General features: G+C 38.1%; 20 protein-coding genes and 2 pseudogenes. 7 read left to right on the top strand and 15 right to left on the bottom strand.

Translation table 11 applies throughout. From position 1 onward, the window contains the following. Positions 1 to 293 precede the first annotated feature (293 nt). The 6 genes from AN490_RS02830 to AN490_RS22860 form a co-directional block, all read right to left on the bottom strand. Complete coding sequence (locus tag AN490_RS02830) at positions 294 to 971, bottom strand: phosphate ABC transporter permease (protein ID WP_299999737.1); 678 nt, start codon at positions 969 to 971, stop codon at positions 294 to 296. Between the two features lie 186 nt (positions 972 to 1,157). After that, positions 1,158 to 1,994 carry a 4-hydroxy-tetrahydrodipicolinate reductase gene (gene dapB, locus AN490_RS02825; RefSeq protein ID WP_299999735.1) on the bottom strand — a complete coding sequence of 279 codons (837 nt, stop codon included), beginning with the start codon at positions 1,992 to 1,994 and terminating at the stop codon, positions 1,158 to 1,160. 217 nt (positions 1,995 to 2,211) lie between these two features. Further along, positions 2,212 to 3,666 (bottom strand): Hsp70 family protein, encoded by a 1,455-nt coding sequence (locus tag AN490_RS02820; protein ID WP_299999733.1) that lies wholly within the window; start codon positions 3,664 to 3,666, stop codon positions 2,212 to 2,214. 243 nt (positions 3,667 to 3,909) lie between these two features. Further along, positions 3,910 to 4,251, bottom strand: coding sequence for a hypothetical protein (locus tag AN490_RS02815; protein WP_299999730.1), 342 nt, complete (start codon positions 4,249 to 4,251; stop codon positions 3,910 to 3,912). Positions 4,252 to 4,324: 73 nt separating this feature from the next. After that, the gene (locus AN490_RS02810) at positions 4,325 to 5,251 is read right to left on the bottom strand and encodes an AAA family ATPase (RefSeq protein ID WP_299999728.1); all 927 of its coding nucleotides are present in this window, start codon (positions 5,249 to 5,251) and stop codon (positions 4,325 to 4,327) included. Between the two features lie 466 nt (positions 5,252 to 5,717). Then, positions 5,718 to 6,962 carry an SUMF1/EgtB/PvdO family nonheme iron enzyme gene (locus AN490_RS22860; RefSeq protein WP_366925010.1) on the bottom strand — a complete coding sequence of 415 codons (1,245 nt, stop codon included), beginning with the start codon at positions 6,960 to 6,962 and terminating at the stop codon, positions 5,718 to 5,720. Positions 6,963 to 7,716: 754 nt separating this feature from the next. Here AN490_RS22860 and AN490_RS02800 point away from each other — a divergent pair. The 3 genes from AN490_RS02800 (at position 7,717) to AN490_RS02790 (ending at position 9,489) form a co-directional block, all read left to right on the top strand. Beyond that, the gene (locus AN490_RS02800) at positions 7,717 to 7,962 is read left to right on the top strand and encodes a hypothetical protein (RefSeq protein ID WP_299999725.1); all 246 of its coding nucleotides are present in this window, start codon (positions 7,717 to 7,719) and stop codon (positions 7,960 to 7,962) included. Then, on the top strand, positions 7,959 to 8,405 hold the full coding sequence (locus AN490_RS02795) for a type II toxin-antitoxin system VapC family toxin (RefSeq protein ID WP_299999723.1): 447 nt from the start codon (positions 7,959 to 7,961) through the stop codon (positions 8,403 to 8,405). The genes AN490_RS02800 and AN490_RS02795 overlap by 4 nt, the downstream gene beginning before the upstream one ends. Positions 8,406 to 9,099: 694 nt before the next feature. Then, positions 9,100 to 9,489, top strand: a complete 390-nt coding sequence (locus AN490_RS02790; RefSeq protein ID WP_299999721.1) for a DUF1815 family protein — start codon at positions 9,100 to 9,102, stop codon at positions 9,487 to 9,489. Positions 9,490 to 9,564: 75 nt separating this feature from the next. Here AN490_RS02790 and AN490_RS02785 read toward each other — a convergent pair whose 3' ends face one another. Beyond that, the gene (locus AN490_RS02785; protein WP_213716901.1) at positions 9,565 to 10,410 is read right to left on the bottom strand and encodes an alpha/beta hydrolase; all 846 of its coding nucleotides are present in this window, start codon (positions 10,408 to 10,410) and stop codon (positions 9,565 to 9,567) included. A gap of 720 nt (positions 10,411 to 11,130) precedes the next feature. Here AN490_RS02785 and metG point away from each other — a divergent pair. The 3 genes from metG (at position 11,131) to lptC (ending at position 14,853) form a co-directional block, all read left to right on the top strand. Next, complete coding sequence (gene metG / locus AN490_RS02780) at positions 11,131 to 12,726, top strand: methionine--tRNA ligase (protein WP_168650626.1); 1,596 nt, start codon at positions 11,131 to 11,133, stop codon at positions 12,724 to 12,726. Positions 12,727 to 12,982: 256 nt separating this feature from the next. Then, positions 12,983 to 13,612, top strand: a complete 630-nt coding sequence (locus AN490_RS02775; protein WP_041457738.1) for an NYN domain-containing protein — start codon at positions 12,983 to 12,985, stop codon at positions 13,610 to 13,612. Next, a complete protein-coding gene (gene lptC, locus AN490_RS02770; protein WP_174783124.1) occupies positions 13,612 to 14,853 on the top strand; it encodes an LPS export ABC transporter periplasmic protein LptC in 1,242 nt (413 codons plus the stop codon). The genes AN490_RS02775 and lptC overlap by 1 nt, the downstream gene beginning before the upstream one ends. Here lptC and AN490_RS02765 read toward each other — a convergent pair. The 4 genes and pseudogenes from AN490_RS02765 to trxA all read right to left on the bottom strand — a co-directional run. Continuing rightward, positions 14,831 to 15,061 (bottom strand): hypothetical protein, encoded by a 231-nt coding sequence (locus tag AN490_RS02765; protein WP_299999712.1) that lies wholly within the window; start codon positions 15,059 to 15,061, stop codon positions 14,831 to 14,833. The two genes, lptC and AN490_RS02765, sit on opposite strands and share 23 nt — an antisense overlap. A gap of 14 nt (positions 15,062 to 15,075) precedes the next feature. Beyond that, the gene (locus AN490_RS02760; protein ID WP_299999710.1) at positions 15,076 to 16,395 is read right to left on the bottom strand and encodes a D-alanyl-D-alanine carboxypeptidase; all 1,320 of its coding nucleotides are present in this window, start codon (positions 16,393 to 16,395) and stop codon (positions 15,076 to 15,078) included. A gap of 411 nt (positions 16,396 to 16,806) precedes the next feature. After that, on the bottom strand, positions 16,807 to 17,877 hold the full coding sequence (locus AN490_RS02755) for an LOG family protein (RefSeq protein ID WP_299999708.1): 1,071 nt from the start codon (positions 17,875 to 17,877) through the stop codon (positions 16,807 to 16,809). A 364-nt stretch (positions 17,878 to 18,241) separates the two neighbouring features. After that, positions 18,242 to 18,586: pseudogene (trxA, locus tag AN490_RS02750) on the bottom strand (thioredoxin); the annotation flags it as partial. A 262-nt stretch (positions 18,587 to 18,848) separates the two neighbouring features. Here trxA and AN490_RS02745 point away from each other — a divergent pair. Then, positions 18,849 to 19,052, top strand: coding sequence for a hypothetical protein (locus AN490_RS02745; RefSeq protein WP_299999706.1), 204 nt, complete (start codon positions 18,849 to 18,851; stop codon positions 19,050 to 19,052). Positions 19,053 to 19,090: 38 nt separating this feature from the next. Here AN490_RS02745 and AN490_RS02740 read toward each other — a convergent pair whose 3' ends face one another. From AN490_RS02740 to AN490_RS02725, 4 genes and pseudogenes are all read right to left on the bottom strand, one after another. Then, positions 19,091 to 20,254: a GuaB3 family IMP dehydrogenase-related protein gene (locus AN490_RS02740; protein ID WP_299999704.1), complete on the bottom strand. Its 1,164-nt coding sequence runs from the start codon at positions 20,252 to 20,254 to the stop codon at positions 19,091 to 19,093. A 105-nt stretch (positions 20,255 to 20,359) separates the two neighbouring features. Further along, entirely contained in the window at positions 20,360 to 20,893 is a 534-nt protein-coding gene (locus tag AN490_RS02735) for a YdcF family protein (RefSeq protein WP_299999702.1), read from the bottom strand. A gap of 830 nt (positions 20,894 to 21,723) precedes the next feature. Beyond that, a complete protein-coding gene (locus AN490_RS22855; RefSeq protein ID WP_366925009.1) occupies positions 21,724 to 21,972 on the bottom strand; it encodes a hypothetical protein in 249 nt (82 codons plus the stop codon). Position 21,973: 1 nt separating this feature from the next. After that, positions 21,974 to 22,292 (bottom strand): annotated as a pseudogene (locus AN490_RS02725) (hypothetical protein); the annotation flags it as partial.

The following is a 22,292-nucleotide window of genomic DNA, read 5'->3' as shown; positions in this document are numbered from 1 at the left end:
TCAGGCATAAAGGTAATCGCCAAAACCAAGCCACTATTGGGTATATGTTCCCAATTACTGGTTAAGTAATTTTTTCTTGTCCATAGTTGATTATCCATGCCAATACCGACGAGATTAGCGTTAGCATTCAGTGGATTTTGACTTTGTAAATCACTCATAATTTAAGTATATTTTGGAGAATTAGTTAATTATATAGCATAAAACAAGCCAGAAAAGCCAGAAGTTTCCCGGTGAACTTATCTGACTTTTCCAACTTATGCTTATCCCCTGAGATTAAACTCTATTCCCTATCCCTATGTCTTCGGTGAACGGCGGCGGGGTTTTCTTTCCTGGTTTGCACGTAAGCGGATACTAACTTCATTAAAAAAGTCCTTGCGTACATAAGGATAATCACTTACCCATAGATCACGACTAGGAATATATATATCGCTGAATTCTTCAATTGTGCTTAAATCAGGGCTATTTGACATGACCACCATTTCAGCTATTTGACCGCGAGAAATGACTTTGTGGGCGTTGCGTAATGGGGCTTCAAACTCCACACTAAATCCTGTGTCGTCACCTATTTCTAAGTTAATCCGCTTTTCACGGTTTTCGATGATGACTAACTCACCTTTGCCGTTAACGGTTTCCTGTTTGCCCATTAACTTATCTGTAATCCACCAGTCTAGCACTCGTCCCCGGAAAAAGCCACTGTATTTATAACGGCGGCATTTTCCATTGCGGATACTTGCTTGAAATACGGGATACCAAAGCCAAAAGAAAGCACCAAATACTCCAAAAAAGAAGATTAACCCAAATTCCAATCTAAACAAGAATTGCATGAGCAATAGCACAGCTAGGGTAACTACGGAAATTAGTATCCGCTGCACAAAATTGCTTAACTTTCCCCAATAGTATTTATATTGTGGTCCAGAGGCAACCAGGGGAATGATTTGTTCAAATTTTTGGCGAGTTAGGGGAACGATCATATTTTTGGCTTTTGGCTTGGAGATGGAAAAATCGCAATTTTCAAGGTAAGGATTCAGAATAGAGAATATGGAAGTCAAGATAATAATGGCTTTTGGAGTCAACTTTGATGAGGTTGAGAAAATTTCACTTCTCTCTATATTTATTATTATTCTGACTCCTGACTCCTGACTCCTGACTCCTTGCTTTTAAAGTATTTTTTCTAATCCATATACTAATGACTTTAGCTGATTAACTTTGCGGATGGCTAATAATACTCCTGGCATATAACAGGCGCGATCGCTGGTATCATGACGTAAGGTGTAAATTTGCCCTGCTGCGCCGAAAATCACTTCTTGGTGGGCAATGAGTCCCGGTAAGCGGATACTATGAATTCTAATCCCTTCGTCTGCTAAACTGCCTCTAGCTCCGGCTATTTTCTCCGTTTCTTCCACAATAGCAGTGTTAAAGGTTTTACCCATTTCACCTAATAGTTGAGCGGTTTGAATGGCTGTACCGCTAGGAGCATCCGCTTTTTGGTTATGATGGAGTTCGATAATTTCTACATGATCAAAATACTGGGAAGCTCTCACAGCGGCTTCTTGGAGGAGTACCATACCAATGGAAAAGTTAGGAATAATCAAACAACCGGTACTGGCTTTTTCCGCAAAATCAGCTAATTCTTCGAGTTGTGCGGGACTTAAACCTGTAGTTCCCACCACTGGACGAATTCCATAGGCGATCGCACTGCGAATATTATTATAAACTGCATCAGGATGGGTAAAATCAACTAATACCCCCGGTTGCATCTGTCTTTCCCCAGCTACATACCCCAACATTGGCTCTAATTGATTGGTAATTGGTACTTCCAAGGGTTCACTTAAACCCGCTAATTCCCCAGCATCTTTACCTTGATGTTCGGGAGTTGTGTCAATTGCACCCATTAAAATCAAATCAGACGCTTGGGCTACTGCTTTAATTACCTCACGTCCCATTTTACCAGCAGCACCGTTAATGATAACGGGAATAGAACCTTGATTGCTCATAGATTTAACAATTATTTTTAATTCAACAGAGAAATTGTCTCACAAATGCAAGTTTTATAAAATTGATTTGTTTTGGACTACGCAACCATCAATAGTAATTGATCTTGTCAAAAAAGTTAAGTAGCAATATAATTAAATCATTATAGATATGATTAAAATTATAGAAGCATTGCATTTTTTATCATAGGAACACTTGTATTGTATTGTATTATTTTATTTATCTCAACTTATAAATTTCTCCCCTATTAATTAAAACTTTTCCCGTCAATAAATCCTTCACAGTTGCTAATAAAATCCGTCGAGAATCTACCTCAAATAATACCGATATTCTATCCATTCCCGCTTCACCTAGTGGGTTAAGTTTTGCCACACAAACCTGTTGATTTTGATTATCTAAGGAATGGTAACTTTCTTGATGTTGGAGAGTGCTAGAAGTCATTCTTCCCGAAGCATCAAACGCAATTTCTGTTTGTGACATATCACCTAATTCACCAATATCTAAACGAATCTCTTTTTGTCCATTATTTGCAACTTGCAGATTTAACCATTCTTGACGTTGACAAGGATATTTTTCACCTTTGGTAAATAAGCGATGATAAATATAACTTTTGCTATAATTTTCCCATAAACGAATCGCGTAACTATGACGGAGAAAATCATCTATTTCAGTAATCTGCGTTATTGCTAATGCACCATGACATACAGCATCAAAGGGCTTATCTAATTTTACTTTATTTTTACCAAAATAGGAAATAATTAATTGTTGAACTGCGGGAATTAAACAACTTCCTCCTACTAACAAAACCTGTTCAATATCATTTTTACTAATACCCTTTCGCAAAGCAGAAGCTAAAACTTCATCTAAGGTATCTCGTAACTGTTGTAAAAATTGTCTATATTCTAAAATCTCCTCTAACTTTTCACGATTAATTTTTAATTCATAAGACATAAAGGATTCATCATCAAACCAACTTTCAGCCACAGATTTATTTTTTGATAATTGAATTTTTAACCTTTCCGCAATTTCTAATAAATTTTGATAACCAATTTTCCCAACTTGTTCCGGGGTTAAATTTTGAGAATGCAAATAATCATCAACTATCCAAACATCAATATCTTCCCCACCTACATAGGCTTCCGACTTAGCTAAAACCTCAGCGCGTAAACTGTTATTTTCATGAGAATTAGTCATAGTTTTAACCAAACTCAAATCGAGAGTTACCCCACCAAAATCTACTACTAAAATTAACTTACCAGGGCGTTTTACAGCATATCCTAAAGCTGCTGCTGTAGATTCATCTATAACTGATACTTGAGGAACATTTAATTTTGTCCCCAAATCTCGAAACCAATCTAAATAACGTTCAAAAGCACCAACAGGAACAGTAAAAATTAAATGACTAGGTTGGATATTTTGCCTTTTTATTTCCGTCCAAATAGTTTGGATAAACAACTCAGAAACAGAAATAGCATTATAATTTATCCCATCAATTTGGATTGCTGGTGGTTGATAATCTCCAGCTAAATCGCGTTTAAACTTTTTAAATAACCGTTCAGGAGGATAACTTTGAGAAAGTCCTAATCTTTGACTTCTCACACCTTCACCTAATATAATATTATTACCTGATTTAATAAACATTAAACTGGGAATAAATTCCCAGTCTAATAGCAAAATTTGTCTTTTGATGACTAAACATTAGGAAAATTTATTAGTCCATTTTAACGGACTTGAGCTATGAGACAGGGAATTTATTCCCTGGCGGGTGTGGAAGCCAAACAAATAAGCCACTTGTACTGAGCTTGTCGAAGTATCTGTAGCCTAAGTTGACACCTACTCCCTTCCCACTAAAAAAATAGGCATATAAAACCAAGAAATAGGGCTTCGCCCCGCACCGCTATTTCTTGGCTGGGAGTATCATTGAGATATCCGAATTTTTGTTTTGCCATCTATAATTGCTCGGATCTTTGTACCAACAGGAATGATTGCATTACTACCTTTAATAAAAAAACCAAGTGGACTGACAAGGGCGAATACAGCGATACTGACTCCTACGTTTCCACCACCTTCGCTATTTCGCCCTGCCAGCAATGATATCTTCGTGCCGTCTACTGCTGAGGTTGACAAAATTTTGAGAGAAAGTTTTCCTTTTCGACCAAATAATCCTGATTTTTGTGCTTCAGCAATTTCAGCACGAGCTCGCGTTCCTGCTGTTATTACTGCTTTACCTTCTACAATTACATCTTCATCAACCCGCAAGTTAACTAAATCTCCTGTTCTTGCTGTTTTGCTAGAAAGCTCATCAAGTGTGGAAAGGATAATCTCGGTTCCGTCAGGCTATTCCCCCAAATAATCTGCCCACGTCTAAACGTAACAATGGTAAACGCCATTCATGGGCGATAGTTTTGGCTGATAATGATTTTCCTGTTCCTTGGATTCCTACTAATAAAACGCCTTTGGGGTTGGGTATTCCATAACGTCGTGCTTCTTCGGTAAAAGCATCTTGACGCATTCGCACCCACTGTTTAAGATTTTCTAAACCGCCGACGTTTTTTAATGATTCATTGGCGGTGTAAAATTCTAAGATTCCGGTTTGGCGAACTGCTTGTTTTTTCTCTTCTAAAACTCTATCAATATCTGTTTCGTTGACTTGTCCTTTGGCTGCTAAAGCGGCGGCTAAAACTCTTCTAATTCTGGCGCGACTTAATCCTTGACAGGCTTTGATTAATTGTTCTTTTCCTAGTCCATTTAAGTTAAGTTTTTCGGGGACTATTAATTGCTGAATTAAATAATCTATTTCTTCGATGTTGGGTAAGGGAAAATCAATTACTGTAATTTCTTCTTGTAGTTCTGGAGGTATGGTTAATGTATGACTGGTGAGAATGAGGGTTTGGCGTGTGCGTTTGAGTTGACGGGTGAGGTTTTTGATAGCCCGAATTACGGGAGCATTTTTTTCTGTTTCGGGGTTTTTGAGGATAAAATGGATGTCTCGCAATACAAATATTGTGGTTGTATTTTCTGGGGTTTTGGTAATTCTTGATAATGCACCCATGACTGAACCTTTATCAGTTCCGTTGTCATCCCAACCGGTGACGATATCCCATAATAATAGTTGTCGTGGTGTCTGGGATATTTGGGTGAGTTGTTGGAGGACTTGTTCTATTGGTTCTTCTTCGACTCCGACTATATATAGTAGGGGATAGCGGGCGCGAAGCATTAGGTCTATTTGTTGGAGTAGTTGTTGATGGGGGTTATTCATTATGTATAAATAGGGGGATTAGTTGTTAGTTTATTCGGGTTTTTATTTCGCGCAAAGTTGCAAAGAAGAAAATAAATGTCAGAATCAGGATGACCAGGATTTGAGGATGTACGGGATGTGATTGTTTAATTATTGGTTAGTTGTTGATGATTAGTATGGAGAAAAGTGAATATTGATGAAGTGAGATGGAAGATTATTGTCTGAATCAGGATGTCCAGGATTTGAGGATGTATAGGATGTGATTGTTTGATTATTGGTTAGTTGTTGATGATTAGTCTGGAGAAAACTGAATATTTATGAAGTGAGATGGAAGAATAAATATATGAATCTCATCTATCAACCATCAAATTACAATCCTGTCCATCCTTTAATCCTGGATATCCTGATTCAGACAAAAAAATTATCGCTACGCAAGGGAGGAAGGTAAGACAAGAAAAGAGCAAGAGGGTAAAAGCGCATAGTGATACTAAGTCCCCACCGCACCACTACATACAACCCGAAAACCGATATTGTTGCCGTCGTCGAGGAAGTTGCTGTCGCGATAAGCAGAACGGCAAGTAAGAGAACCGAAAAGCCACGAACCACCGCGCATCAGATATTCATCACTACTTGATATAATATTATTTAACCATGCGCTTCCATCTGTAGGCGCACCTTTATAATTACTATGCCAATTATCTTGACACCACTCCGATACATTGCCGTGCATATCATATAATCCAAAATTGTTAGTTACTCCAAAGCTGCCTACTACTGTTGTAATTCCTTCAATCCCATTGCCATAAATATAACTATCGTTCCCAACGCCATAAGTATAACTATCGTTACCATTATCGTAATGATAGTTAGCCAAATGCGTTGTAATTGTCTCTCCAAAGTGAAATGGTGTGGTAGTTCCGGCTCTACAAGCATATTCCCATTCAGCTTCACTAGGTAATCTGTAGGTTTTTCCTGTTCTTTCGCTTAACAGTTTACAGAATTTAACCGCATCATTCCAACTAACGCATTCAACAGGGCGATTACTACCTTTAAAAAAAGAAGGGTTAGTTCCCATAATAGCTTGATATTGTGCCTGTGTTACTGGATATTTTCCCATAAAGAAACTAGGAACTGTCACTTGATGCTGGGGACTTTCATTATCACTTCTTCCCTCTTCATTTTCCGGTGAACCCATCATAAAAGTACCACCAGGAATTACAGCCATTTCCAAGGTAACACCATTACCCAAATCTTCCATAAAATATCTAGCTATACGCGGCTGACGGTGAATAATAAATTGATATTCGCCGATTTCATATTGAAATTCGCCGACTTTATCGGATTTGAAGATAAATTCGTCAAATTCGTCGTCAAATTCGTCGTCAAATTCGTCGACGACTGTGACTACTTCGATTTGTTCTAGTTTTAAACCTAGTTTATCAGGATCTTGTAATATTTGCTGAATTCTTGGTTCTGTTCTTTTATTTAATATTAAATAAGCCGCATTTTGAATATCCCAAGATTCATTCTTTAAACTTGCAATTACTAAATCTAAGCCCTGTTCTCCATAATTCAAAGCTTGCTCAAGTGCAGCAATTCTTAACTGTGCATCTGGATTTTGCAACCGCAATTTTACCCCTTCAATACCACCTAAAACAGCAGCACCTTCTAGTGATGGACTATTACCACCAAGCACAGCATCGTATTCTCGCGGTTGTTGTGGATTATTCATGATTGGTTAATGGTTGGTTTCATGTATGCTGTATATAAAATAGCATATTATTGTCTGAATCAGGATGTCCAGGATTTAAGGATGTACAGGATGTTTTTGGATGATTGTTTGTTGTGTGGTGAATGTTGTGGTTGTCAGAATCAGGATGTCCAGGATTTGAGGATGTACAGGATGTGATTGTTTGATTATTGGTGAGTTGTTGATGATTAGGATAGAGAAAGGTTAATTTTTATGAAATTACTGTAATAATCAATACATCATTTACCTCTAGTAATCATCAAATAACCATCCTGTAAATCCTATAATCCTGGTTATCCTGATTCAGACAAAAGGTTAATTTGTATAAAATTACTGTAATAATCAATACATCATTTATGTCTAGTAATCATCAAATAACAATCCTGTAAATCCTTTAATCCTGGTTATCCTGATTCAGACAAAATATTAGACATCTCCAGAAAAGAATGTAGAGACGTTCCATGGAACTTCTCTACAAGGGTTGTAAGTCACGCATATTTAATTTTCACCAGATGTCTATTAAGTAAATCGTCATCAACCATCAAATAACAATCCTGTCAATCCTTTAATCCTGGTTATCCTGATTCTGACAAAAAATTATAAACTGAGTCATTAATCATCAAATAACAATCCTATAAATCCTTAAATCCTGGATATCCTGATTCAGACAGTTTAGAGTTTATAATTAAAATACAGTACAATATTGCCTATAACCTAGTAAATGACATAAATAATTATGAATGTACAACTTGTTGACTCCCTTGTAGAAATTGTTTCCAAATTAACTCCCGAAGATCAAAAACTTTTTTTATCTAAACTTTCTCACAGAAATATAATTCCCTCAGCAGAACAGCAAAATTTAACATCAGAGGAAAAAGTAGCACAATTTCAAGAATGGTTATCTCAATTTCCTCAAAGTAGTATTACACTATCAGATGAAGCACTGCGTCGAGAAAATATTTATGATGATAGAGGAATATGAAAAGCTATTTACTTGATACCAATATTATTCTTAGATTTGCAAATTTTCAATCTCTGGAATACAACCTGATACGGAATACTATTTCTGAAATTTTATTACGAGGTGGTCAATGTTTTATTACCTCTCAAGTAATTATTGAATTTTGGGTTGTTGCAACTCGTCCTGTTAACGTTAATGGCTTAGGATGGAATATAGAACAAACTACTCAAGCAGTACAAATGCTAATAAATCAATTTGATTTATTAGAAGAAACACCAGATGTATTTTCTATTTGGTTGAACTTAGTAACAACATATAATATTTCTGGTAAACGCACTCACGATATACACATATTAGCAGTGATGCTTGCTCATAATATCAGCCATATTTTAACTTTAAACCCCAAAGATTTTATAGCTGTTCCAGAAATTACCATTATTCATCCTCAAAGTATTAATAACTAAGAATATTGTGAGTAAAATTATCCTGTAAATCCTTTCATACTGGTTATCCTGATATGGCTTACGCCACGCTACGCTATCAGACAAAATGACCTCAATTTATAAACAATCAATATTTGCTTTGGCAAAATTTAGAATTTCTATAGTTCTTCAAATAATCAAATCAGCTTCTGTAATGCTAGGAGCAGTATTACGGAGGGTATCAAAATATATATTAAAATTAATGTATTAACTAAGTATGTTTACTAGTTGCGTTAATCTCATCTATGTTATATGATATGAGTTTTGTTTGAAATGGAGACAAAAACACAAGCAACGAAAATAAGCGCTAGAGTGAATAAATCATCTCAATTCAGCTTTATATCGTCTGTGATAGTTCAATACATAGATTTAACGAACTTGACTATGAGTGGATTTAAGTTAGGCTAAAAACGTCTCAATTTTATCAAGTACAATTCCGACAGATCGGGGAAAACAAAATGTAAATTTTAGTACCTGTGTTTGCTATAAGTACCTGAAAAATTGAATAGTTTGATACTGCTTAAAGAATCATTATCCACTAACCTAAACAAGTTAACTAATTAACGAACTCATAAACCGCTAAAAATTGTGGATACTATTCTACAATGCCAGTTTATGAGAAAATCTAAAGAAAATATAAAATAAACTCAACTGACCGTGGTGTCTGGAGGGACAAGTGTTTTTAAGACTAGCAAACGAACATAGACAATTTGTTCAAGATTTGGTAATGAATTTGCAAGCCCTAGCGGTTGTACTAGAACGGCATGGTTATCCTGCTTCCTGCTATACTTGCGGCAATCAGATGAACAGTGCATCCTTTATGGTCAGCTTAGGAGACAACCATCTAATTCGCTTTTTAGTATCCGACTATGGAATTACTTGGACAGAAATGCGTGATGATCGGGAATTAATGAAATTAGAAGGCGCAGAAGCGATTAACCAGTTACAAGAACTAGCTACTCTTGTCAAAGAGGCAATACAAACCTCTAAAGATACTGAGTATTCATCTCCCAAAGGCAAACGGATCTTACAGAATACTGTGGGAAGTGGGAAAACCCACCGATAGTAATTACAGATTATAGGGGCAATTTCTTCAGGAAGCCAGGTACATGAATTGCCCCTATAGTAACGTAATTAAGCTTCACATAGACTTGGTGATCATGGAACTTGCTGTTGATGTGATAAATTTTGGTGTATTAATATTAAATTCTAAAAAATCGTTATCTTTGAGAATTTGATAGAGATTCACATCTTTCTCGAGTAAACAAGCATGACCGCTATTTGGGAGGAGAAATGTCCGATTATTTGGTAATATATCCGCTAATCTGGCGATTTCACTGACGGAAGGTAATAAAAGATCGCTACCACTCCCAATGAGTAAAATTTCTTGTGTTAGCCGTTGTAAATCGTTTTTATCAACGTGGAAATCTCGCAGCAATGATAAACGCCAGTTTACCGTTGCTGAGGGCAGGGAACGCATAGCTGTAAGCAGTCTATAGCGATCGCTTTGAGAAATCCGTGCTAATGATGCCAGAAACGGTAATAACCCTAATGCACCCAGATTAAATAGGGATGATGGCACAAACTGAGTCATCTGGGATATCCAATTAAACCAGAATTGCTGGTGCAAAGATGAAGCGGGATTAATTAAAATAATCCGTTTAAATAACTGCGGTGATTGAATTGCGACTTGCATTGCTAAACAACCACCAAAAGATTCACCACATAGGTATATTGGGCGTTGACAGCTTGTTTCCAATTCAGCGTGAATCAAGTCCAAAACATTCCTTGCTAAAACGTCCCAAGTCGCAAGATAGTTTTTGGGTATAGCCAAGCAGCGAATATCTAAACAAGAGGCTAATTCAGAGATTTGGGTTTGCAATAATTCACCACTCCCATCCATTCCTGGTAAATAGATGAATAACGGGGAATTTGATTGTACTGGTTTTGGAGTTAAAAAACAAGGTTGAGGATCAACTGCTGGCATTTTGCTGATTTTTATTTGTCTACTCTATCTTTAACTTTACCCTTTCCGTTATCCAGATAGGGATTGTGACGAAATTTTTATCCTTTTTGCTTTGTCTAAAATCAACCTTTCCACATAAAAAATAACCCACTCTGAAACCATGATTACAGAATTTATGGCGATTTGTATTCATCATATATAAGTATGTGAAAGCGTTAAATCCTCCTCACTGGCAATAGTATCAGATTGGTGCTGTATTCAACTATCAGCAGTCAGCCAAAAGCAGGAATAACAAAGAAAAGGAAATATTTATTTTCTGGAAGTTACAGCTTACACCCAGGAAATTATGGTTAATTTTCTGTATTTTCACCTTTAAAGCTGTTAGCTTAATGCTTAATGCTTAACAGTTTTGTCAACTATTACTGGGAGAATCTGATATGGGAATTATATCCACACAATTATTTATATCGCTAGAGTTTCAGTTAGTGTATTCCCTGTAACTACCAATGCAAGAAACAGGTTTTACCATGATTATTAATTAGTAAATACTTTCGCTGATTTGGCCAGAAATCAGGTGAATTTATAGAAGTAATTAAACAATTCTTCAGTCCATAAACTTGTTATCATCCAGAAGGAGTTTGAAAAAAACAGTAGCAATGTTATATAATTGCGTAGTTTTGTCTAGATAATCTAGATTATTAATAGAGAAAACTGATTAATAATAATTTGCTTTTATTGTCCATGAATCTTGTGAATAAAACAGAAAAGACTTTTGCACTGACCACACCACTATACTATGTCAATGATGTCCCCCATATTGGCAGTGCTTATACAACTATAGCAGCGGATGTAGTAGCCAGATTTAATCGCTTGCAGGGGCATCAGGTGCTACTAATTACAGGTACAGATGAACATGGTCAAAAAATTCAGCGTTCAGCAGCGAGTTTAGGAAAACCACCACAGGATTTTTGTGATGAAATTGTCCCCAGTTTTGTCAGATTGTGGGATTTACTCGATATTCAATATGACCGCTTTAGTCGAACTACAGCACCCCGTCACCAAGCCATAGTTAAAGAGTTCTTCCAGCGGGTTTGGGAAAATGGCGATATTTACCAAGGAGAACAAAAGGGTTGGTACTGCGTTTCCTGTGAAGAGTTTAAGGAAGAACGGGATTTACTCGCAGATAAACACTGTCCCATTCATACTAACAAACAAGTAGAGTGGCGAGATGAGCAGAACTATTTCTTCCGCTTGTCTAAATATCAAACTCAGTTGGAGGAATTTTATCAATCTCACCCAGATTTTATCCAACCTGTCAGCAGACGAAATGAAGTTTTCAATTTTGTCACCCAAGGTTTACAGGATTTTTCGATTTCGCGGGTAAATCTTGATTGGGGTTTTCCCGTACCTGTGGATTCTCAACATACATTATATGTATGGTTTGATGCTTTGCTAGGTTATGTTACAGCATTGTTAGAACCAGATGCAGAACCAACCTTAGCTAATGCTTTACAAACATGGTGGCCGATTAATCTGCACTTGATTGGTAAAGATATTTTACGCTTTCATGCTGTGTACTGGCCAGCAATGTTGATGTCAGCGGGATTACCTTTACCAGACAGGGTATTTGGACATGGTTTTTTAACTAAAGATGGTCAAAAAATGGGCAAGACTTTAGGTAATACTCTTGATCCTATCGCTTTGGTGGAAAATTATGGTAGTGATGCCGTTCGTTATTACTTCCTTAAGGAAATCGAATTTGGGAAGGATGGCGATTTTAATGAAATTAGGTTCATTAATGTTTTGAATGCAGATTTAGCGAATGATTTAGGTAATTTGTTAAATCGGACTTTAAACATGGTGAAGAAATACTGCGCTAGTCAAGTACCGTCCATTAGCCATTCAGATATTCCATCGGAAAATCCTTTGAAAGCGATAGGGTTACAGTTGGGAGAGAAGGTGAAACAAGCATACACAGCATTAGCTTTTAATGAAGCCTGTCACTATGTTTTATCTCTGGTGCAAGCCAGTAATAAATTTATAGATGATCAAGCCCCTTGGTCATTATATAAACAAGGTAAACAGGAAGAAGTGGAAGCGGTGCTATATGCGGTTCTGGAATCTGTAAGATTAGCAGCTTATCTTCTATCCCCAATTATTCCTAATATCAGCAGTGATATTTATCAGCAATTAGGCTGGGGGATCAATTTTAATGAACAAAAAGAAAGTGCAATTTTAGCTCCTTTTTGTACCCACTCAACCTGGGGAATATTATCCGATCAACAAATATTGGGAACACCAAAACCAGTTTTTAAACGGATAGAAACATCAAAATAAAAGATTAATTTTGGGAACTGCGAATTTCTTAAAAAACCAAAGAATTCGGGGAACAGGGAACAGGGAACAGGGAACAGGGAGCAGGGAACAGGGAACAGGGAATAAAGAACAATATTGATCTTTACTCTTGCCTCTTGGCTCTTGCCTCTTGCCTCTTGCCTTCTGAACTCCTGAATTCTTATCATTAGCAACTCTAATAAGCAGATAGTTAGAAATTTCTATCATCACAGGGATAACAACACAAGGTATGACAATAATGTTGAACAATTTTGAAAACGACTCAATATTTACGCCAGAACAAGTTTTGGAAAATCGGGGTCGGGTGGCTATCTTTATTGATGGCTCAAACTTATTTTATGCGGCGCTTCAACTGGGAATCGAAATTGATTATACTAAGTTATTGTGCCGTTTAACTGGTGGATCAAGGCTGTTACGCGCTTTTTTCTACACAGGTGTAGATCGGACAAATGAGAAGCAACAGGGCTTTTTGTTATGGATGCGTCGCAATGGTTATCGAGTGATTGCTAAGGATTTGGTGCAATTACCAGATGGCTCTAAAAAAGCTAACTTAGATGTAGAAATAGCTGTTGATATGATGGCATTGTGCGATTCCTATGATACCGCAGTTTTAGTCAGCGGTGACGGCGATTTGGCTTATGCTGTCAATTCTGTGAGCTATCGTGGTGTGAGGGTAGAGGTGGTGAGTTTGCGTTCTATGACTAGTGATAGTTTAATTAATGTGAGCGATCGCTATATTGATTTAGAAGCTATCAAAGAAGATATCCAAAAAACTCCCCGTCAAAGTTATCCATATCGGCCATTGTCTAGTATGGGCTTTTTAGACGATCATCGAGATAATCACAGACATTTAGAAGTTCCAGAATAATGCAATATGCACAAGGTAGGGAGAATAGAAGACAAGATGCAAAACATCAAAGGGGATCTAAAAATCATTCTCCCCACTTTTATTCATTTTTTGGGTTGCGATTACCAACTAATTTGTTTTATCTGCCTTTGATCTTGTGTTTAGGTTTATGCTTGTCTGCTTGCGGTAATCCATCACCAACTCAATCAAAAACTGATAATCCATCTCCAAAGGAGGATGACACTAAGTTAACTTTCTTCGGTGTGGCTTTAGAACAGTTTGATGAGGTAGGGAAACCAATTTGGAAAGTTAAAGCCAAAGAAGCAAAATACACTACAGATAAGCAAATTGGTGAGGCAGAAAGTCCTCAAGGAGAACTTTACCAAGATGGAAAAGTTGTCTACCAAATTAAAGCAGATAAGGCTGATATTAAGCAAGATGGTAAGCAACTTTTTCTTAAAGGTAAAATTGTAGCTACCGATCCCCGCAATGGGATTGTTTTCCAAGGTAATGAGTTAGAATGGCGACCTCAAGAAGATTTATTGATTGTTCGCAATCAGTTAAATGGTAGTCATAAACAATTACAAGCTGTAGCTCAAGAAGCAAAGATCAAAACTCGTGAACAACGGGTAGAATTTTCAGGGGGAGTATTCGCAAAATCCACAGATCCACAGTTGCAAATGCGAACTGATCATTTAATGTGGCATATTAAGGAGGAGAAATTATTTAGCGATCGCCCAATCCAAATAGAAAGATATAAGGATAACAAAATCACTGGACGTGGTAACGGTAATGCAGCAGAAATTAATTTAAAAACTCAAATTGCCATTCTCCAACCACAGGCAAAATTAGAGTTATTAGATCCATTGATACAAATTATTAGTAACTCAATTACCTGGAATATTAAGAAAGAAAATATCACCACAAATTCTCCCATTCGGATATTCCAATCTGCTGAAAATGTCACTGTCACTGCTAATCAGGGACAAATGAAAATACCAGAAAATAAGGTATATCTCACTGGTAATGTGAATGCAGTTGGGCAACGTCGTCAGTCTTTAAAATCAAATCAACTTACTTGGTATTTAGATAAAAAATTGTTAGAAGCGCAGGGAAATATCGTTTATCGTCAAATTGAACCAAAATTAACTTTCCAAGGGGAAACAGCCGTCGGTAATTTAGAAACAGAAAATATTGTTGTCAAAGGTGGTAATTCTGGACGCAGAGTGGTAACAGAAATTATCCCCCAGGAAGGAAGGTAGGGGGAGTAGGGGGAGTAGGGGAGTAGGGGGAGTAGGGGGAGTAGGGGGAGTAGGGGAGTAGGGGGAGTAGGGGGAGTAGGGGGAGTAGGGGAGAAATTATCTTCTTCTTCTCCCTTCTTCCTGACAACTGACAAGGCGAAGCATTTGGAGAACTATTTTTGGCAATGACCGATAATTTATCTTCCAAATGCTTCGCCCCTACTGACAACTGACAACTGACAACTAGCCTTTATACAAAACTTCATTGCGATTGGCTGCACCAAATTTTGGTAAAGAATTATCTAAATGAGGTGTGAGGGTAGCCGGAATATCAGTAGATACTTCTAATTCTTTTTCTAAATGTTGGAGAAGTTTATCTTGTTCAGTCCGAAAAGCTGATACATTTCCACCACGATTGATAATTGTAAACCACACCAAACCGCGATCGCGTGTGGGGACAACTCCAGCTAAAGCACTAACATCATTGAGAGTACCGGTTTTCATCACAGTTGCTTTTGGCATATGTCGAGAATGTATTGTCCCTCGGTGGTCTAGTCCAGAGGTGGGAAATAAATCAGCCAAAGTCAACTGATAGGAACTAGCTTCCCGTTGCAATGCCATGAACATAGCACAAACACCTCTGGGAGAGATTCGATTTTCTTTCCCTAAACCAGAACCATTAATCAAGAGAATTTCTGACTTTGGGAATCTAGCAAGTTGGGATGCTGTGGTGCTAACTACATCTGCCCCTCCCACAGAATCGGCTAACATTTCCGCAATATCGTTATTACTAAAAACATTCATTTCCTTAATGATTTTTTGCAAAGGTAAGGAAAGATGACGCACCAGTAAAGTTTGCCCAACTTTAGGTTGAGGGTCTACTTTAATATTACCAGCAATAATCACTTGGGGTTTAGGTGTTCCTTTGGGCATAATTGAGTATTGGAAAACCACAGAACGCGACCAAGTTTGGTGATTTAGTGCTTGTTTGAGTAATTGACCGGCAAGCAGGGGATGACGTTGGAAATTCATGGCAAAAGCCCCAGTAATTACCAGATTTCCCTTAACTTGCTTAATACCTATTTTATTCAGAGTATTTCCCAGAGCGATCGCTTCCTCCCCCACAAACATCGGGTCACCACTACCAGTAATCACCAAATCACCCTGCACCACCCCATTTACTAACGGTCCAGTGCTACTAACTAAAGTCTCAAATTGGTGATTGGGTCCCCAAGCTTTAAAAGCTACCAACGAAGTAGCAACTTTAGTTAAGGAAGCAGCGGATAAAGGTACAGTCCCTTGATGATTAGCCATTAGCATTGGTCCCGACTGCAACCAAATCCCCTGAGAGGACATGAGAGTTTGGTCAATTAATTTTGATGTGATTAAACCCTTGAGATATTCTTGGACTGTAATAGCACCTGCTGGGCTGGGATCAGGGACAAGAATCAAGTTAGAGCTACCTTGCCAAGCCAAGACACTCAAGGCTTCTAAGGGTTGAATTGGCACCTTAGCCATTTCTAGCCATAGAGAAAACAAACCTGATCCTAATAATTCCAGCATATTTAAATTCCTGTATTGGTTAATTGGTAAGAGTTTTCTTTAATTTCGTAAGCGTAAGCTATATTGTGAGACTATTTTTAACTTTTAATTCCCTCTTTTTCTAGCAACTTATACCAATATACGAGCCTGATTATATTTATCAGTATTGAGTCATAACAAAGTAATAATTCACCGAGTCAACAGAGTTAAGTTTCTCCCAAAATTATTACTTATGCAATACCTTATCCATTTTTCGTAGGTTGGGTTAAGCGACAGCGCAACCCAACGGATTTGTTTGATTTAATGCTGATTGCTCCGCAACCCTAACGCGAACAACCCTAGCATTGCAGAAAAATAGCACAGGTATTCCCATAGTGCAAGTTTCATGTATTAGGAATAAAATATTTTGGCTAATTAATAACTTGGTAGAGGTTACTTTCTTTCTGGATGTGCCAATTCCTCTGGAGTGGGAACACCCACCTGATTAATTACCCCAATCATTTGATATAAACGCCCTAGATCTCGTTGATTAAAATTTAAAACTAACCGAGGCAAATTAGATGTTTCATCTTGTTCTTCCTGTGGTAATGCTTGGCTTTTCACAATTTCACCTGTCAGCAAAATATCACGGAACTGAGTATTAAGTAATTCTACTTGAGCATCTGATAAATCTTCTTGCAACCGGATCACCAACTTGTCACCAACATAACGACTAGAATGATAAACTCGGTAAAATCCAGTAATAGCATTACAGGCAACTTCAAGATTATCTGTAATAGTGTACAAACTCGGATCATCTGGACTAACAAGCCCTGTTTTTACCAATTTCTCATCAATATATTGACTCCAAGAACGCCAATAATCACCCCCTGGTTGATCAATTAACACCAAAGGAACTGGACCAAATTTACCTGTTTGGCTCAATGTCATACATTCAAAAGCCTCATCTTGAGTGCCAAAACCACCAGGAAATAAAGCCACAGCATCACTTTCTTTCAGAAGAAATAACTTGCGAGTAAAGAAGTATTTAAAATTAATTAGTTTAGCATCACCTTCAATAACTGGGTTAGCTTGTTGCTCAAAAGGTAACTGAATATTTAAACCAAAGGAATTTTCCCTCCCAGCGCCTTCTTGACCAGCTTGCATAATCCCACCACCACCACCTGTCATAATCATAAATCCTAGTGCAGAAACAGCCCGACTAAATTGCAGAGCCATTTGATATGCTGGTGTATCTGGTGCTAGACGCGCTGAACCGAAAATAGTAATTTTCCGCACATGACGGTAGTTATAAAATAACTGGAAACCACATTCCATATCTGCTAAAGCAGCAGATAATATTTTCCAATCAAGACGTTCAATATCACTATCAGCAAGACGCAGAATTGTAGATAGGGACTGCTGAATAAATTGCCGATGTTTTAGTGTCGGTAAACGGTCTATTAATTCCGCAATATCCGCTTGAAGAGAATCTAATGAAGAAAAGGACGCTTCAGAGGTCATACTTACTGCCGCAATAATGGCATTATATTTTAACCAAAGTTGCTAATACAGTAAAGGGTAGGTCAACTAACAATAATTAAAAATCCCTAAAGGGCTGATGTAATATGCTTTTTGACTTTTGCCTCACCGTACTAGCAACTTACGTTATTTTACATGATATTTCCTATATTGACCGTAATTATTACAATACAGGCTTCTCAGTAACTAAGCTTTATTTGACTAACAATCACAACGGAAATGTCCGAAAGTGTTACTGAAACCAGGCTTTTTCTATTATTTAAGAAATATAGGCAAAGCAACATTTTCGTCCTGTAATTGATCTTGTAAATGAATAACTCAAGGAGAGTTTGTTGTCTATTGAGCTTCAAAGATACTTTTCCAAAGTGTTAGCTAAAGTGGTTTTAGGTACAGCACCGACAACCATATCTACCTTGTCTCCACCTTTGAAAATCATTAATGTAGGAATACTGCGAATACCGTACTGACTAGCAATATTCGGATTTTCATCAGTATTGACTTTCACAACCTTAATTTGTCCTTCGTACTGCTCGGCAATTTCTTCGACAACAGGAGCTACCATACGACATGGACCACACCAAGGAGCCCAAAAATCAACTAATACGGGAACTTCGCTCTTGAGGACTTCTTGCTCAAATGTAGAATCTGTAACTTGTTCTGCTGCTGACATACCTAAAAACCTTTGCCTATGATATTTCTGAGCTTGGTGAAAATTCTACCATAGCAAAAACATCCTCTTAGAGATAAAGGATATACATTTGCAAAAAAACTAGAAAACTAATGCAGACCATAAGGAACCGCCCGAACATTAGTCCGGGCGGAATGTGGTGTGAGGAGTGAACGGAAACATTTGTCTCCGCCACCTCTATTGTAGGCTAGATATGTGATTTTTCCAGTGATTCTCAAAGTTGTTGTTAGTTGTCAGTTGTTAGTTGTCAGTTGTCAGTTGTTAGTTGTTAGTAGGGGCGAAGCATTTGGAAGATAAATTATCGGTCATTGCCGGGGCGAAGCATTTGGAAGATAAATTATCGGTCATTGCCAAAAATAGTTCTCCAAATGCTTCGCCCGTACAGTTGTTAGTTGTTAGTTGTCCGTTGTCCGTTGTCCGTTGTCAGCAGAAAACCCTTAACGATGACCCACTGACCACCGACCACTGACCACCGACCACTGACCACTGACCAATGACACGAATGAGTTATTTACCCATACCTAACTGTTGGGCTTTTTGGTAAACCTTACCTTCGGTCAGTAGAGAAGGAGCAATGACAACTTCAACTTGCTGCATTTCCTTAATGTTTTTAGCGCCTAAAGTTCCCATACTAGTCTTTAAAGCTCCTAAAAGATTATGAGTACCATCATCCAAGCCGGCTGGACCTGTGAGTATTTGTTCTAGAGTTCCAGTTGTACCTACGCGAATCCGAGTCCCTCGCGGTAATATCGGGCTGGGAGTTGCCATACCCCAGTGATAACCACGCCCAGGGGCTTGGGCGGCTCTGGCAAATGGAGAGCCAATCATTACAGCGTCAGCACCACAGGCGATACATTTACAGATGTCTCCTCCGGTGATTAAACCACCGTCAGCGATGATAGGGATATATTTCCCAGTTTCCCGATAATAATCGTCTCTAGCGGCTGTACAATCAGCGATCGCTGTAGCTTGGGGTACGCCTACACCCAGCACTCCACGGGAAGTACAAGCAGCACCAGGTCCAATACCCACTAAAACCGCAGCTGCACCAGCTTTCATCAACTCCAAGGTGACTTCATAGGTAACGCAATTTCCTAATGCCACAGGGATGGGCATAGAACGACAAAACTCCGCTAAATCAAGGGGAGTGATAGATTCTGGTGATAGGTGATTAGTAGAAACTACTGTAGCTTGGATAAAAAATAAATCTGCTCCAGCTTTAGCTAAAATTTCACCATATTTGCTTGCCCCGGCTGGAGTTGTGCTAACTGCCGCAATACCGCCTTGTTGTTTAATTTCCTGAATACGTTTTTCAATTAATTCCGGCCTTATTGGTTCAGCATACAATTCTTGCATCAGACTGACAAATTCTTCTTTGCCGACAGAGGCAATCCGATCTAAAATCGGTTCGGGGTCAGCATAGCGAGTTTGGATGCCTTCTAAATTAATTACTCCCAATGCCCCCAATTGGGACAAGCGAACAGCCGTTTTTACATCAACGACACCATCCATTGCACTGGCAATAATGGGGATTTCTCGCTCAATATTGCCAATTTTCCACTTGGTATCAGTTAAACTCGGATCGAGAGTTCTGTTACCAGGGACTAAAGCAATTTCATCAATTCCATAGGCTCGACGCGCCACTTTTCCCCGCCCAAGTTGAATTTCCACGCTTTAACTTTTCTCAAAACTGTTTAAGCTAGGGTATCAAATTGTGGTGATATTGGGAATTGGGAACAATTGAAAATTTTTGATTTTTCATTCTGTTCTCATGTATTAGGGTTTATTTTTATTAGCATAATTAGCACCTGTATAACCTGTGGCTACCCAAATAACTGCCCTAGCACCATCCCTAAGAGATTTTTCAATCGGTTCTGGTGAATTTTCTGAAGGAACTGATAGGGGTTTAAAATTCATGCCTCGACTACCTAAAACAATTTCACCAACGATGCAAGCACGACGCATATGAAAGTCAGATGTAATTAAATAAACACTTTTGATGCCACGAGATTGTAATTCATCCACTGTAGTAGTAAAATTAGTAACCGTGTCTACAGCTTCATAGTCCAAGTTTAAACGCCGGGGATCAATTCCTGCATTAGCAAATATTTTTTTAGTATGCTGAGGTGGACTGCCCCCAGAAATCCAAATGGGTATATTTGGATATTGGTGGGCTAATTTGGCTGTAAACTTTTCTCTTTCTAGTAAGCGGGTAGAACCGCCTAAAACTAATATTGCTTGTGGTTGTACAAATTGGTTTTGTACTGCCTTGCACCCCCACCAGATGAATAAGGGGAGGAGACAAGCCATAACCCTCACAGATTTCCCTGTCAAAAGTAGCTTATTCAAGGCTCTATAGGTATGTCTATTCGGACTAGAGTTTTCTTTAAAAATCAGCACAATAACGCACAGGGATGATGGTTAGTATAAGTTTTTGCGAACTATATCTAGAAAAAAGTTGTAATATTGCGATCATAGTAACTGAATCTACATCGCTGTAATTTCTGCCATATCCTAAACTATCTGAGAAAATTAATCAAAGGTGTCTCACCACTCATAAGACCTCGCGGTAAGTGGGAAACGAGCGTGGCTTGGCTCCCTGAGAGTGTCAATGACAACATAATTTTTAGATTTACTATGAGACCTAACACGCCTAAAAATTCTAATCAGTGTAACTGCTTGCTATATGTGACAATGATTTATTTGTTTTCACAAGCATAATTTTCAATTCTTAATGAATACAATTAGGAAAGAATACATAGGGCTTGCTGAAAAAGTCTTTTCGTGAGGGCTAGGAGTCACCGAGTCAGGAGTCACCGAGTCAGGAGGAAGAATGAGAAGGAGAGAGGTTTCAATCCTTATTCCTTGCACCTAATTCACTTTTTTAACCGGGAAACTCTTAATCTATCTAGGTTTTCGGTTTATTCAGCAAGCCCTAATTAATTTTTGATTTGGTTGATTTGGTTGTAAACTGTCGCTGATTTGTTGGAGAAGCAAAGATAAAAACCAACTCCCTTCTGTTGCGTTGTCGGGTAAATTTGGCAGAGAGATATTTTGAAAAGTGGCGATAATTTGAGAACATATATATTTCAGAAATTCTTCAGCCTGATTTTTCCCCTCTAGTTCTGCGTTGTAATAAATTACCTGGCGATTTTCTGGGAGATTGTTTGATTAATATATTGAGCAATAATGGCACTTTTACCGCTACCGGGTAGACCGATAATAGTGAAATAACCCCGGTTGTAGCGATTGAGAAAATTATTAATCGCAGTAAACACGAAATCACGACCGAGAAAATTCGCGCTTTTTTGGTGAATTATTGCTGCAAATTCTTGGTGATTAACTATGGCATTATTCATAGTTGGTGGTCTGGGTGATAAATTCATCATTTCATGCTCCCGGATTTTCCAACTTTAAAAAATGCACCCTTCCCGAAGGGTCACCCGCAATAATTGTTAACCCATTTGGTGCAACTGCACAGGAAGAAAATGAACTATCACCAATAAAAGTAGCTATTTCCTCCCCTGTCTCTAAATTCCACACCTTCACAGTATTGTCCCAAGAACCAGAAATCACCCGTGTTCCGTCTGCTGTTACTGATACTGCTCGTACAAAACTACTATGACCTAAGAGAGTGAACTGTTCCTCCCCAGTCTCTAAATTCCACACCTTCACAGTATTGTCATCAGAACCAGAAATCACCCGTGTT

The organism is Anabaena sp. AL09, from assembly GCF_001672255.1.
In the GTDB taxonomy this organism is placed as follows: Bacteria; Cyanobacteriota; Cyanobacteriia; order Cyanobacteriales; family Nostocaceae; genus Dolichospermum; species Dolichospermum lemmermannii.
The sequence above is the reverse complement of the archived record's forward strand: the minus strand, read 5'-3'. Positions and strand labels throughout refer to the sequence as shown.